This window comes from Pseudomonas sp. PvP025, assembly GCF_017832155.1.
GTDB lineage: Bacteria > Pseudomonadota > Gammaproteobacteria > Pseudomonadales > Pseudomonadaceae > Aquipseudomonas.
On sequence record NZ_JAFIBJ010000001.1, the window covers coordinates 1293036 to 1307402 of the forward strand.

12 protein-coding genes are annotated in these 14367 nt (G+C 63.0%); 3 read left to right on the forward strand and 9 right to left on the reverse strand.

Annotated features, from left to right (window positions below; translation table 11 throughout):
* Positions 1-846 precede the first annotated feature (846 nt).
* Genes JOE32_RS05170 through JOE32_RS05190 form a run of 5 tightly spaced genes read right to left on the reverse strand, consistent with a single transcriptional unit; the run spans position 847 to position 6405 of the window.
* Positions 847-1620 carry an enoyl-CoA hydratase gene (locus JOE32_RS05170; protein ID WP_209981990.1) on the reverse strand — a complete coding sequence of 258 codons (774 nt, stop codon included), beginning with the start codon at positions 1618-1620 and terminating at the stop codon, positions 847-849.
* 11 nt (positions 1621-1631) lie between these two features.
* Positions 1632-2759 carry an acyl-CoA dehydrogenase gene (locus JOE32_RS05175; protein ID WP_209981993.1) on the reverse strand — a complete coding sequence of 376 codons (1128 nt, stop codon included), beginning with the start codon at positions 2757-2759 and terminating at the stop codon, positions 1632-1634.
* Between the two features lie 12 nt (positions 2760-2771).
* Positions 2772-3956 carry an acetyl-CoA C-acyltransferase gene (locus JOE32_RS05180; protein ID WP_209981995.1) on the reverse strand — a complete coding sequence of 395 codons (1185 nt, stop codon included), beginning with the start codon at positions 3954-3956 and terminating at the stop codon, positions 2772-2774.
* Between the two features lie 9 nt (positions 3957-3965).
* Positions 3966-4733, reverse strand: coding sequence for an SDR family NAD(P)-dependent oxidoreductase (locus JOE32_RS05185; protein ID WP_209981997.1), 768 nt, complete (start codon positions 4731-4733; stop codon positions 3966-3968).
* A gap of 22 nt (positions 4734-4755) precedes the next feature.
* Complete coding sequence (locus JOE32_RS05190) at positions 4756-6405, reverse strand: AMP-binding protein (protein ID WP_209981999.1); 1650 nt, start codon at positions 6403-6405, stop codon at positions 4756-4758.
* Between the two features lie 208 nt (positions 6406-6613).
* Between JOE32_RS05190 and JOE32_RS05195 the strand changes: the two genes are divergently transcribed.
* The 3 genes from JOE32_RS05195 to JOE32_RS05205 all read left to right on the forward strand — a co-directional run bounded on the left by JOE32_RS05195 (position 6614) and on the right by JOE32_RS05205 (position 11276).
* On the forward strand, positions 6614-7672 hold the full coding sequence (locus JOE32_RS05195; protein WP_209982002.1) for a HEAT repeat domain-containing protein: 1059 nt from the start codon (positions 6614-6616) through the stop codon (positions 7670-7672).
* A 434-nt stretch (positions 7673-8106) separates the two neighbouring features.
* The gene (locus JOE32_RS05200; protein ID WP_209982005.1) at positions 8107-9609 is read left to right on the forward strand and encodes an ATPase domain-containing protein; all 1503 of its coding nucleotides are present in this window, start codon (positions 8107-8109) and stop codon (positions 9607-9609) included.
* Positions 9606-11276 carry an ATP-binding protein gene (locus JOE32_RS05205; protein ID WP_209982007.1) on the forward strand — a complete coding sequence of 557 codons (1671 nt, stop codon included), beginning with the start codon at positions 9606-9608 and terminating at the stop codon, positions 11274-11276. Before JOE32_RS05200 ends, JOE32_RS05205 begins: the two co-directional genes overlap by 4 nt.
* A gap of 26 nt (positions 11277-11302) precedes the next feature.
* Here JOE32_RS05205 and JOE32_RS05210 read toward each other — a convergent pair whose 3' ends face one another.
* The 4 genes from JOE32_RS05210 to JOE32_RS05225 form a co-directional block, all read right to left on the reverse strand.
* Positions 11303-11680 (reverse strand): response regulator, encoded by a 378-nt coding sequence (locus tag JOE32_RS05210; RefSeq protein ID WP_057009991.1) that lies wholly within the window; start codon positions 11678-11680, stop codon positions 11303-11305.
* A 78-nt stretch (positions 11681-11758) separates the two neighbouring features.
* Positions 11759-12952, reverse strand: coding sequence for a hybrid sensor histidine kinase/response regulator (locus JOE32_RS05215; protein WP_209982009.1), 1194 nt, complete (start codon positions 12950-12952; stop codon positions 11759-11761).
* Positions 12946-13545: a chemotaxis protein CheB gene (locus tag JOE32_RS05220; protein ID WP_209982011.1), complete on the reverse strand. Its 600-nt coding sequence runs from the start codon at positions 13543-13545 to the stop codon at positions 12946-12948. The genes JOE32_RS05215 and JOE32_RS05220 overlap by 7 nt, the downstream gene beginning before the upstream one ends.
* Positions 13542-14357 (reverse strand): protein-glutamate O-methyltransferase CheR, encoded by an 816-nt coding sequence (locus tag JOE32_RS05225; protein WP_041931614.1) that lies wholly within the window; start codon positions 14355-14357, stop codon positions 13542-13544. The genes JOE32_RS05220 and JOE32_RS05225 overlap by 4 nt, the downstream gene beginning before the upstream one ends.
* Positions 14358-14367 lie beyond the last annotated feature (10 nt).

Here is a 14367-nt window from a genome sequence, read left to right on the forward strand (position 1 = left end):
CTGAAGTCTCAGGCAGCCACATTCCTCTGTGGCGAGCAGGCTTGTCCTGCGTTGGGCTGCGCAGCAGCCCCAAAACCAGACGCTGAGCCGTATCAGGTACACCGCGTTTTGCTTGATTGGGGGCGCTTCGCCCCCCAACGCGGGGCAAGCCCGCTCGCCACAATAAGCCCACAAGCGCAGATTCCCTGTGGCGAGCAGGCTTGTCCTGCGTTGGGCTGCGCAGCAGCCCCAAAGCCAGGCGCTGAGCCGTATCAGGTACACCGCGTTTTGCTCGATTGGGGGCGCTTCGCACCCCAACGCGGGGCAAGCCCGCTCGCCACAATAAGCCCACAAGAGCGCAGATTCCCTGTGGCGAGCAGGCTTGTCCTGCGTTGGGCTGCGCAGCAGCCCCAAAGCCAGGCGCTGAGCCGTATCAGGTACACCGCGTTTTGCTCGATTGGGGGCGCTGCGCACCCCAACGCGGGGCAAGCCCGCTCGCCACAATAAGCCCACAAGCGCAGATTCCCTGTGGCGAGCAGGCTTGTCCTGCGTTGGGCTGCGCAGCAGCCCCAAAGCCAGGCGCTGAGCCGTATCAGTTACACCGCGTTTTGCTCGATGGGGGGCGCTTCGCACCCCAACGCGGGGCAAGCCCGCTCGCCACAATAAGCCCACAAGAGCGCAGATTCCCTGTGGCGAGCAGGCTTGTCCTGCGTTGGGCTGCGCAGCAGCCCCAAAACCAGGCGCTGAGCCGTATCAGGTACACCGCGTTTTGCTTGATTGGGGGCGCTTCGCACCCCAACGCGGGGCAAGCCCGCTCGCCACAGAAGCTCCATTCGGCGCAGCTATCCTTAGCGCCGGGCAGATCGGTTACTTGTCCTTGAATTCAGGCGCGCGCTTGGCCACGAAGGCGGCCATGCCTTCCTTTTGATCATGGGTGGCAAAGGCTGCGTGGAACACTCGACGCTCGAAGCGCACACCTTCCGACAGGCTGACTTCAAAGGCGCGGTTCACGCTCTCCTTGACCATCATGCTGATCGGTACCGACTTGCCGGCAATCAGGGTCGCGACTTTAAGCGCTTCGTCGAGCAGTTCATCGGCCGGCACGATGCGCGCGACGATGCCGCAACGCTCCGCTTCCACCGCATCGATAAAGCGCCCGGTCAGGCACATCTCCATGGCCTTGGCCTTGCCCACGGCGCGGGTCAGGCGCTGAGTGCCGCCCATGCCCGGCAGCACGCCGAGGTTGATTTCCGGCTGGCCGAATTTGGCGCCGTCACCGGCCAGGATAAAGTCGCACATCAGCGCCAGTTCACAGCCGCCACCCAGGGCGAAGCCGTTGACCGCCGCGATGATCGGCTTGCGGCGATTGGCCACGCGGTCGCTGTCACTGAACAGATCGTCAAGGTAGATCTGCGGGTAGGTCAGCTCGGCCATTTCCTTGATGTCGGCGCCGGCGGCGAAGGCTTTTTTCGAACCGGTCAGTACGATGCAACCGATTTGCGGATTGGCTTCCAGGCCGTCCAACGCCTGGTTCAGCTCGCTGACCAACTGCGCATTCAGCGCGTTCAGCGCCTGCGGGCGATTGAGGGTAATCAGCCCGACACGGCCCTGCACGTCGAGCAAAATGGTTTCGTAGCTCATGGATTGGCTCCTTAGAGATTGCGTGAGATGACCATGCGTTGAATATCGCTGGTGCCTTCGTAAATCTGGCAGACCCGCACATCGCGGTAGATCCGCTCCAGAGGAAAGTCGCTCAGGTAACCGTAACCGCCCAGGGTTTGCAAGGCGGCCGAGCAGACTTTCTCGGCCATTTCCGAGGCGAACAGCTTGGCCATGGAAGCCTCCACCAACGCCGGCTTGCCGCTGTCGCGCAGCGCAGCCGCGTAATGCACCATCTGCCGCGCCACCGCTATCTGCGTGGCCATGTCGGCCAGACGAAACGCCACGGCCTGGTGCTCGATCAGCGCCTTGCCGAAGCTCTCGCGCTCACGCGCATAGTCACGCGCCGCCTCGAACGCCGCGCGGGCCATGCCCACCGCTTGCGACGCAATGCCCACACGGCCGCCTTCCAGGTTGGCCAGGGCGATCCGGTAACCCTCGCCCTCCTCGCCCAACCGATTGGCCACCGGCACCCTCAGGTCTTCAAACAGGATCTGGCACGTATCGGAAGCATGCTGGCCGAGTTTGTCCTCGACCCGCGCCACGCTGTACCCCGGCGAATCCGTCGGCACGATAAACGCACTGATGCCGCGCTTGCCCGCGGTCGGGTCGGTGACGGCGAACACAATCACCACCCCGGCGTTTTTCCCCGAGGTGATGAATTGCTTGCAGCCGTTGAGCACATAGTGATCGCCGTCGCGGCGCGCGCGGGTTTTCAGGCTGCTCGCGTCGGAGCCGGCCTGGGGCTCGGTGAGGGCGAAGGCGCCGAGCATGGCGCCACTGGCCAGGGGCGCGAGGAACTGCGCTTTCTGTTGCTCGCTGCCGAACTTGAGGATCGGCACGCAGCCCACCGAGTTGTGCACGCTCATGATGGTCGAGCAGGCGCCATCGCCGGCGGCGATTTCCTCCAGGGCCATGGCATAAGCGAGATAGCCGGTGTCGCAGCCGCCCCACTGTTCCGGCACCAGCATGCCGAAAAAGCCCAGCTCGGCCATCTCGCCGATGGCCTCTTTGGGGAAACGGTGGTCGCGGTCCCACTCGGCGGCAAACGGCTTGAGCCGCTCCTGGGCAAATTGCCGGGCGGCGTCACTGATTTGCAGCTGTTCGTCATTGGGCAGCATGGTGCTCATTCCTTAATACAGGCATTCGACGGCCATGGCCGTGGCTTCACCGCCGCCGATGCAGATGGCGGCCACACCGCGCTTGAGGCCTTGCTGGCGCAGCGCCGAAAGCAACGTCACCAGGATCCGCGCGCCGGAGGCGCCAATCGGGTGGCCAAGGGCGCAGGCACCGCCGTGGATATTCACTTTGCCGTGGGGAATCTGCAGCGTGCTCATGGTGACCAAACTGACCACGGCAAACGCTTCGTTGATCTCGAACAGGTCGACTTCGTCGAGGTTCCAGCCGGTCTTGCTCATCAGCTTACGAATCGCCCCTACCGGCGCCACCGGAAACAGCCCTGGTTCATCGGCGAACGCCGCATGGCCATGGATGACTGCCAGAGGCTTGAGCCCGCGCTTGTCAGCTTCGGATTGGCGCATCAGCAGCAAGGCCGCCGCGCCGTCGGAAATCGAGCTGGAGTTGGCTGCAGTCACCGTGCCGCCTTCGCGGAACGCCGGTTTCAGGTTGGCTATCTTGTCCAGTCGGGCCTTGGGCGGCTGCTCGTCATGCAGGATGGTTTGCTGCTCCTTGCCCACGGTGACCTGCACCGGGACGATCTCGGCGGCAAAACTGCCGTGGCTGATCGCTTCCTGTGCGCGGGTCAGGGAGGCAATGGCAAAGGCGTCCTGGGCTTCGCGGGTAAAGCCGTTATGCTGGGCGCAGTCTTCGGCGAATGTGCCCATCAGCCGGCCCTTGTCGTACGCGTCTTCCAGGCCGTCGAGGAACATGTGGTCAAGCATCTTGCCGTGGCCCATGCGGTAGCCGCTGCGGGCACGGTCGAGCAGGTACGGCGCGTTGGACATGCTTTCCATGCCGCCGGCAATCACCACCTCGGCGCTGCCGGCGAGCAAGGCATCGTGGGCCAGGATCGCTGCCTGCATGCCCGAACCGCACATCTTGTTCAGGGTGGTGCAGCGTGTGCCCTTGTCCAGACCGGCGCCCAGCGCGGCCTGACGTGCCGGCGCCTGGCCTAGGCCCGCCGGCAGCACGCAGCCGAACAGCACTTCGTCGACGCCGTCTGCGGCGATCCCGGCGCGTTCGAGTGCCCCACGAATCGCGGCGGCGCCCAGTTGCGGCGCGGTCAAGCCCTTGAGGTCGCCCTGGAACCCGCCCATGGGCGTGCGCGCGGCGCTGACAATAACAATCGGATCGTTCATGAGACCTCCTTAGCGGGCTGCCATGCGCAAGGCGCCGTCCAGACGGATCACCTCGCCGTTGAGCATGCTGTTTTCAATGATGTGCCGCACCAGCGCAGCGTACTCGGCAGGTTTGCCCAGGCGCGGCGGAAACGGCACGCCGGCGGCCAGGGCGTCACGTACCTCGGGGGTCATGCCGGCCATCATCGGCGTTTCGAAGATGCCGGGGGCGATGGTCATCACGCGGATCCCGAAACGCGCCAACTCACGGGCGGCCGGCAATGTGAGGCTGGCGATGGCGCCTTTGGACGCGGCATACGCCGCCTGGCCGATCTGCCCGTCGAAGGCGGCGACCGAGGCGGTATTGATGATCACCCCGCGCTCGCCGTCGGCATTGGCGTCGCTGTCGGCCATCGCCGCCGCCGCCAGACGCAGCAGGTTGAAGCTGCCGATCAGATTGACGTTGACCACCTGGGCAAAGCTCGCCAGGCCGTGAGGGCCGTCCTTGCCAAGGATTTTCTCGCCGCGCACCACACCGGCGCAGTTGACCAGCCCATGCAGGCCGCCAAACGCGTCGACCGCCGCCTGCACGGCCGCCTGGGCGGCAGCTTCCTGACTGATATCGGCCACGGCGCTGCGTGCACGCTCGCCCAGCTGTTCGGCCTTGGCGGCGACGGCTTGGGCGTTCATGTCCACCAGCATCACTTTCGCACCCGCCGCCACCAGCATCTCGGCCGTGGCCGCGCCGAGGCCCGAGGCACCGCCGCTGACCAGAAACACCTTGTTTTCAATCTGCATCATGGTTTCCTTGAAAAGTGGATCACGCCACGGCCGCCTGGGCCTTGGCGATCTCTTGATTACGCAGGATGAAGCGTTGCAGCTTGCCGCTCGGGGTCTTGGGCAAGTCGCTGACAAATTCGATTTCCCGTGGGTACGCATGGGCCGCCAGGCGCTTGCGCACATGCAGGCGCAGCTCTTCGGCCAGTTCCGGGGTGGCGCGGTACTGCTCGTTGAGCACCACAAACGCCTTCACCAACTCGGTGCGCTCCGGGCACGGCTTGCCGACCACGGCCGCTTCGACCACTGCCGGGTGCTCCACCAGGGCGCTTTCCACGTCGAACGGGCCGACGCGGTAGCCGGACGTGGTGATCACATCGTCACTGCGCCCGACAAAACTGATGCTGCCGTCCGGGTTCAGCTCCACGGTGTCGCCGCTCAGGTAATACTTGCCGACGAACGCTTTGGTGTTTACGCCGTCGTAACCGGCGAACCAGCACATCGGCGATTGTTCGCGGTCGATGGCCAGGATGCCCGGCTGGCCGGCAGGTAATTCCCGGCAGTCATCGTCCAGCACCACGATACGGTGGCCCGGCGAAGCGAAGCCGGCCGAGCCCACGTGCACCGGATGCGTCAGCCCGTGATGGTTGCACAGCACCATGCCCAGTTCGGTCTGGCCGTAATGGTCGTGGATGGTCACGCCCAGGTTGTCGGCGAACCAGCGGATCACTTCCGGGTTCAGCGGCTCGCCGGCGCTGCTGACGATGCGCAGCCGGCCCTTGATCGATTCGGCGAACTGCTTGCCGCCGGCAATCAGCAAACGGTAGGCCGTGGGCGAGCCGGTGAGGTTGGTGATGCCGTACTTGTTGATCACCCGGCAGGTGCTTTCGAGGGTGAACGGTCCATCGTAGAAGGTGATTGGGTGGCCCATGGACAGCGGCCCGGTCACGCCGAAATAGATGCCGTAGGCCCAGCCCGGGTCGGCGACGTTCCAGAAGGCGTCTTCGGGCCGCAAGTCCACGGCGTCACGGGTGTAGCTCTGGAACGCGACGATGGCCTTGAGCGGCACCGACAGTGCCTTGGAGGGGCCGGTGGTGCCCGAGGTAAACATCAGCAGGAACGGTTCGTCCGCGCCCAGCATCACCGGCTCGCAATGATGGGCGTGATTGGGCAGCTCGGCCCAGAAACTGAAGTCGCCCCGCACCAGGCCTTCGCCTTTGGGGCCGGTGACCGTGACGATGGTCGGGCAAGCGTCGACGTCAGCGAGTTTGGGTCGGTTGACCGCGTCGGTGACCACCAGCGCCGCGCCGGAACTGTTCAAGCGGTGCTCGATGGCCTTGGGGCCAAAGGCGGTAAATAACGGTTGGTAGACCGCGCCGATGCGCCAGGTGGCAAGCACCACCACCAGCAGCTCGGCGGTGCGTGGCAGCAGCCCCGCGACCTTGTCGCCGCGCCGTACGCCCTGAGCCAGGAGGAAATTGGCGAAGCGTGCCGCCTGATCCTGCAGGTCGCTGAAAGTCACCGTGGCGCTGCGCCCGTCCCGGCCCTCCCAGAACAGCGCGATGCGCCCCGGCAGCGCGTGGCGGTCACAGCATTCCACGCAGGCGTTGAGGGCCTGCAGGTTGCCGGCCAGCGCCGCGTCAACGGTACGCGGGTAATCGAACTCGGTGATCGCAGACAGGTAGTCACGCATCGCTTCAAATCCCTCTGTGTTTTTATTTTCAGGGCGTCAACAGCAGAAATAGTGGCGTCAGAGTGTTGCAGCGGCAATGGTCAAAGCCTTCAAGATAGTTGACTGGTTTGGCCATTGCGCGCGGGAGCGGACACAGGTTTGACACCTGCCGTGGTCTGGTCGAAGCTGACGGCCTTGTAACAGTCGCTCACGTTTTCTGGACGCCCGCATGTCAAAGTCACGCCGTTACTCGATTGCCGGCCTGTGCGCCCTGCTGTTTATTGTAGTGATCACCTGGTATTTCTCCCGATCCACCCCGACGGCGGTGCCGCCTGCGATTGCCCATGGATATGCCAAGGCGCTGCGGCAGGCACACAACGGCGAACCGGGCGCGGCGCGGGTGCTGTACCAGCAATTGGGCCGCCCGGACCTGTCGCCGGAACGCCGCGCCGCCCTGCATGCCGAACTGCCCAACTACCCCAGCCCCCAGGCATTGAAACTGGCCGATAAAGACCTGCTTGACGACTCGCCCGTGGTACGCGAAGCGGCCATTCACAGCATTGTCGGCCTGGTGCCCACCGGCCAGCGCACCCTGCTGCTCGGGCCGGCGCTGGACGACCCGGAGCAGGAGGTTCGTTTTGCCGCCGCCAATGCCTTGCTCGGCCTCTCGCCGGACACGTTGGGCCTGTACTTCGGCCCGTTGCAGCAAGTGCTCGATGAGTTCGTGAAAAAGCTCAAGGCCGAGCCCGAAACCGCCGAGGGCTGGATTCAACTGGCGCGCCTGTACATTCACAGTGCTCTGCTGCCGGATGCGCAAAATGCGCTGGAGCAGGCAATACGTCTGCAGCCGGACAACCTGCAAGCCGTGGTTGCGCAGATTGAACTGCTGGATAAACAGGGCAAGACCGACGAGTCCCGCCAATTGCTCGGGCGCCAACTGGCGGCGCACCCGGAATCGGCCTATTTGCAGCATGCGCTCGGCATGTGGTTGCTGCACCACGGCGAGCGGCCTTATGCACTGCTCGGCCTGTCCAGAGCGATCGAACTGGAGCCGGACAATCAGGATTACCGCTACGACCTCGCCACCACCCTGCACGCTCAGGACGAACTGGAAGCGGCCCAGCGCCAGTTGGAGGAAATCATCCAGCGCCACCCCGCCAACCGCAAGGCGCGGGTTCTACTGGTCAACTACTGGAAAGAGAGCGGGCAGTTGCAGAACGTGCAGATATTGCTCGCGCAGCTTGAGCAACAGAACCCCGACGACCCCGCGTTGCAGCAAGGCCTGTAAAAATCCTCGCAGCAAACGGACCTGCTGTGGCGAGCGGGCTTGCCCTAATGCCGTTCAGTTAAGCGCAGATTCCCTGTGGCGAGCAGGCTTGTCCTGCGTTGGGCTGCGCAGCAGTCCCAAAGCCAGGCGCTGAGCCGTATCAGGTACACCGCGTTTTGCTTGATTGGGGGCGCTTCGCACCCCAACGCGGGGCAAGCCCGCTCGCCACAATAAGCCTGCTCGCCACAACAGGTCCCGTTTGCCACAACACAGCAAGCCCGCTCGCCACATTAAAGACCTGCTTTCCACCGTTAGACCCGCCTCACACAACAACCGAGAGCCGCCCACAGCACATAATCGCAAGTTCGCGGAACGGCTACAGGCCGCTACGGTCAAGAGATTATGGCGTGCCAAGCGGGCACGCCCTCTATCTGTACGTGACCTGAGGGCACTTCTTGTCTACATCCAACGAGCTGTTCAGTGAAAAGGCGGCCATCGGCATTGAAGGTCTTGATGACATTCTTTGCGGCGGGCTATCGCGCAGCCACCTGTTCCTGCTGGAAGGCGAACCTGGCACCGGCAAGACCACCGTAGCCCTGCACTTTTTGCAGGCGGGCGCCAAAAACGGCGAGCGATCGCTGTACATCACGCTGTCGGAAACCGAGCGTGAATTGCGCCAGGGTGCCAAGTCCCACGGCTGGGACCTGGATGACAATATTCATATCTTCGAGCTCACCCCGCCCGAAAGCCTGCTCAACGCCGACCATCAGCAGAGCCTGCTGTACTCCTCCGACCTGGAACTGGGCGAAGCCACCCGGCAGATCTTTGAGGTCGTCGAGCGGGTCAAGCCGAGCCGCGTGGTGATCGACTCGCTGTCGGAAATTCGCCTGCTGGCCCAAAGCTCGTTGCGCTATCGCCGGCAGATTCTGGCGATCAAGCACTACTTCGTGCGCTACGACGCCACCGTGCTGCTACTGGACGACCTCACCACCGAATCCCTGGACAAGACCGTGCACAGCGTGGCCCACGGCGTGATTCGCCTGGAGGAGCTGACGCCCAGCTACGGCGCCGAGCGCCGCCGCGTGCGCGTGGTGAAGTACCGGGGCCAGAAATACCGTGGCGGTTTTCACGATTTCACCATCATGCAGGACGGCATCCACGTGTTCCCGCGTCTGGTGGCCGCCGAGCACCGTGGCGGTTACGTACGAGAGACGCTGAGCAGCGGCATTCCTGAACTGGATGCGCTGATGGGCGGCGGTGTCGAGACCGGTTCCAGCAGCCTGATCCTTGGCCCGGCCGGTACCGGCAAATCGCTGATTTCGATGGTCTTCGCCGCCGCCGCAGTGGCGCGTGGCGAAAAAGCCGCGCTGTTCATCTTCGATGAAGAGCTGGGCCTGCTGTTTGAACGCATGAAAAACATGGGCATTGACCTGGCCGCCCTGCAAGCGACCGGCAACCTGTTGATCGAACAAGTAGATGCCGCCGAACTGTCGCCTGGCGAGTTCTCGCACCGGGTGCGCCGTTGCGTCGACGAGCGCGGCATCAAAACCGTGGTCATCGACAGCATCAACGGCTATCAGGCCGCGATGCCGGAAGAGAACGCGCTGATCCTGCACATGCATGAATTGCTGCTGTACCTCAACCGCCGAGGCGCGGCGACCTTCATGACGGTTGCCCAGCACGGGCTGGTCGGCGATATGCAGACACCCGTGGACATCACCTACCTGGCCGACACCGTAATTTTGCTGCGCTACTTCGAGGCACTGGGCAAGGTCCGCCGCGCGATTTCGATCATCAAGAAACGCACCGGCGCCCATGAATCGTCGATTCGCGAGTACCGCATCAGCGGGCGCGGGCTGACCGTGGGTGAGCCCCTCGACAACTTCCAGGGCGTATTGCGCGGTATCCCTACCTACATGGGCGCGGGCTCTCCCCTGCTCAAGGAAGAGGGCCAGTGACCAGTCTTTCCCCTGTCTCCGAGCGGGCAATCATCCTGGCCCCCGTCGGCCGTGACAGCTCACTGGCGCTGATGATGCTCAACGAAGCCGGTTACAGTGGCATCGTCGCCGCCAACCTGGGCGCCCTGTGCGAGGCACTTGAACAAGGCGCCGGCTTGCTGGTGATTGCGGCAGAAGCCCTGCGCGGCGTCGACCTCGAACCATTGCTTGAATACCTGCATCAACAACCCGCCTGGTCGGACCTGCCGATCGTATTGATGACCCACCACGGCGGCACCAAACAAAACGGCTCATCGCACCTGAGCGGCCTGTTGGGTAACGTGACCTTTCTGGAACGGCCGTTTCATCCGGTCACGCTGATCAGCCTGGTGAGCGCCGCACTGCGTGGCCGTCGCCGCCAATACGAAGCCCGTGACCGCCTGATTGACTTGAGCGAAAGCGAGCAGCGCCTGCAAAGCACCCTCGAAACCCTCGAACAGCAAGTCGAGGAGCGTACTGCACAACTGCGCAGCAACGAGGACGCCCTGCGCCAGTCGCAGAAAATGGAAGCGGTCGGCCAGTTGACCGGCGGCATTGCCCACGACTTCAACAACATGCTCACGGGCATCATCGGCAGCCTGGAATTACTGCGAAGGCGCATTGCACGGGGCAAGCTCGACGACCTCGATAGCCTGATCGACCTGGGGGTCACCTCGGCCAACCGCGCCGCCGGCTTGACCCACCGTTTGCTCGCCTTCTCCCGTCGCCAATCGCTGGACCCCAAGCCTGTGGAGATCAACCAACTGGTGAACTCGATGGGTGAGCTGCTGCAACGCAGCATCAATGAAAGCATCGCGCTTGACATGCGCCTCAGCGGCCCGCTCTGGACCGCCGAAGCCGACCCCAATCAACTGGAAAGCGCGCTGCTCAACCTGGTGCTCAACGCGCGCGATGCGATGCCGGGCGGCGGCCGCCTGACGGTCGAAACCGGCAACCGCCATCTGGACAGCGTGTTTACCGCCGCCTACGGCACCCTGCAGCCCGGCGATTACGTTGAATTAAGCGTCAGCGATACCGGCTGTGGCATCCCCGACAGCGTGATAGGCCGAGTGTTTGATCCTTTCTTCACGACCAAGCCGATCGGCCAGGGCACAGGCCTTGGCTTGTCGATGATCTACGGCTTTGCCCGCCAGTCTCGCGGGCATGTGACCATCCACAGTGAAGTGGGCAAAGGCACCACCGTCAGCCTGTTCCTGCCGCGCTTTGCCGGTGAGATCGCCGCGCAGGAGGCCACCAATCCGACGCTGCTGCCGTACGCCAATGCCGGCGAAACGGTGCTGATTGTCGAGGACGACCCCGCCGTACGCGTGTTGGTCAGCGCGGTGCTCAAGGAGTTGGGCTATGGATTCGTCGAGGCGGTGGACGCTGTCACGGCGGTGCCGATCATCGAGTCCGAGCAACGCATTGACCTGATGATCAGCGACGTCGGTCTGCCGGGCATGAATGGACGCCAGTTGGCTGAGATTGGCCGGCAGATCCGACCCGGGTTGAAGGTGCTGTTCATCACCGGGTATGCCGAACATGCGGCGGTGCGTGGCGGGTTTCTCGACCCTGGGATGCAACTGATCACCAAGCCATTCACCTTTGACCTGTTGACCGCCAAGGTTCGGGAAATGATCCAGGCCTAGGGCTGCATGAAAGCAGCCCTAGGCTGTCAGGCCAGCAGCCGCTGGATATGCTCCTGCAGCGTATCCAGATCAAATGGCTTGGCCAGGATCGGCGCATTGCGTGTGATCGGGCTGTCACAGTCGAGGATTTCCTGCGGGTAGCCGCTGATGAAGATAACCTTCAATTCCGGCCGTACCCTCAGAGCTGGCTCGGCGATCTGCACCCCGGAGATGCCACCGGGCAGACGGTAGTCGGTGACCATCAGGTCCAGGTGCGGCTTGGTCGCGAGAATTTCAAACGCCTCTTTTCCGTTGACCGCCTTCAATACCCGATAACCCAGGCCTGCCAGGTATTCACCCAGCACAAACATAATGGATTCGTCGTCCTCGACGATCAGTACGACGTCTTGTGCATCTTCACTCATGGGAAGCCTATGTCCGGTCAATTGCTGCAATTACGACCATGGGGTCAAGCAGAGGTTGCGTTGAGCTGACGATTGATTTCAGGGCGCCGCCTGCAGAGGCAGACACACGCGAAACAAGGCGCCCTCGCCTATCTGGCTCTCCACCTCGATGGTGCCGCCATGGGCTGCCACGATCTGCTCGGAAATGAATAACCCAAGGCCCAGTCCGGCCGCTGCATGACTGGCCGAAACGCGCTCGAACTGCTGGAAGATGCGCTTCTGGTTCTCTTCGCTGATACCAATGCCGTGGTCGCGCACTTCCACGCGTGCCTCGCCATGCTCGGCGTATACCCGCACGTGCACCGGGCTCTTGGCGCCGTAGCGCAACGCGTTGGTCAGCAGATTGTTGATCACCTGTTCAATGCGAAATTCGTCCCAATGCCCCTCCACCGGCCCGTCGACCACCAGTTGCATGGACGACTCGGCGGCAGTTACCTGCGGCGCAAAATTGTTCACCAGGCTGCTCACCAACTGCGCCAGATCAAAAGGCGCCGGGCGAATCGACAATTTGCCGGTGCGAATACGCGACACATCGAGCATGTCTTCGATCAACCGGATAAGGCTGCGGATCTGCCGCTCGTCGCGGTCGACCATCGCGTGCATCTTGTCCAGGGTAAACGCCGCAGCGTTGTCCCGGGCCAGGTGCATCTTGCGCAGTTGGGTTTCCAGGATCAGGCCGTTGAGGGGCGTCCGCACTTCGTGGGCGACGATCGACATGAAGTCATCGCGCATGCGCACCGCCTGCTCCAGCTCTGCCTGGGTGGCCTGCAGGCGCGTCAGCAGCAGTTCCTGCTCGCGGCGGCTGCGCTCCAGGGCTTCGACCTGCAGCTTCATGGCCTTGCTTTGGCGATACAGGTCAACGAACACATTGACCTTGCTCTTCACCGCATGGATATCCAGCGGTTTGTGCAGGAAGTCCACGGCGCCGCTTTCGTAGCCCTTGAACGCGTAGTTCAGCTCGCGACCGGCGGCACTGACGAACACAATCGGGATGTTCTTGGTCTTTTCGGTGCCGCGCATCAACTCGGCCAGCTCGAAGCCGTTCATGCCGGGCATCTGGACATCGAGAATCGCCATGGCGAACTCGTGTTCGAGCAACAGTGACAAGGCCTCATCGGCGCTCAACGCCTTGTAGACGTGACGGTCCTCACGCTTGATCAGCGCTTCGAGGGCCAGCAGGTTTTCCGGCAGATCGTCGACGATCAGCAGTTTGGCCTGGACGGTACTTAACATGGGGAAGATTCCAGGGAAGCCAGCAATGAGCCGATTCGGCCCATAGTCAGAATATGATCAGGTGTGTGCAGGGCCAGGGCCGCCAGCGGCATCACGGCGATGCGTGCTTCCGTGGGGTCCTGGACCACCGTGGTGCCGCCCGATTGCTTGACATGGGCCAGCCCGCGCGCGCCGTCCTGGTTGGCGCCGGTGAGCAGGATCGCCAGCAGGCCGGCGCCGTACACGTCGGCAGCCGAGGCAAACAGGTAATCGATGGCTGGCCGGGAATGGTGCACGCGGTCCTCCTGGCTCAGGGACAGGCTGCGATCCTGCTCCACCGAGAGGTGATAGCCGGGCCCGGCAAAATACAGGGTGCCGGCCTCGATCAGCTCTTTGTCCCGCGCTTCTTTTACCGGGATGCGCAGGCGCCGCGCGAACACTTCGGCCAACTGGCTGCGACGCTCGTCCGGCAGGTGCAGCACGGCAATGATCGGCAGGCCGAAGCCCGTGGGCAGCTCGCCAAATATGCTCAGCAACGCCTCGACACCGCCAGCGGACGCGCCGACGACGATGGCTTCAATCCCGCGAATCGGGTTGGCTGCGGCGTCGTTCATGATTTGCGGTAGATCCGTTCCTGTTTGACCAAAGGCTCGAACTGCTTGCTGTAGGCGGAAAAATCCAGGGTTTCCTTGCTGCCCAGCACCAGGAAGCCGCGATGACACAGCGATTCATGGAACAGCCCAAACGCGCGATCCTGCAATTTTTTATTGAAGTAAATCAGCACGTTACGGCACGAAATTAATTGAGTTTCGGAGAATACACTATCGGTCGCCAAACTGTGATCGGCAAAGGTCACATTCTCACGCAGTGTCTTGTCGAAGATCGCGTAATCGTAGGCTGCCGTGTAGTAGTCGGCAAATGAGCGCTGGCCGCCGGCCTGCTGATAGTTGGCGGTGTAGGCGCGCACGTTCTCCAGGGAGAAGATGCCCTGCTTGGCCTTGTCCAGCGACGCCGGGTTGATATCGGTGGCGTAGATGATCGTGCGCTCGAGCAAGCCTTCCTCACGCAGCAGGATCGCCATCGAGTACACCTCCTCCCCCGTGCTGCAGCCGGCAATCCAGATCTTGATCGACGGGTAGGTCTTGAGCAGCGGCACCACTTCCTGGCGGATCGCGAGAAAGTGCGAAGGGTCGCGAAACATCTCGCTCACCGGGATCGTCAGAAATTGCAGCAGTTGCATGAACGCCGACGGATCGTGCAGCACCCGCTCCTGCAGCGCCGAGATGGTCGCACAGTCGAACTGACGCAACGCATGGGCCACACGGCGCTTGACCGACGCGCCCGAGTAATCGCGAAAGTCGTAGCTGTATTTGAGGTAAATCGCCTCAATCAACAGGCGCAGCTCAATGTCGCTGCTTTTGTCCAAGAAACTGCGC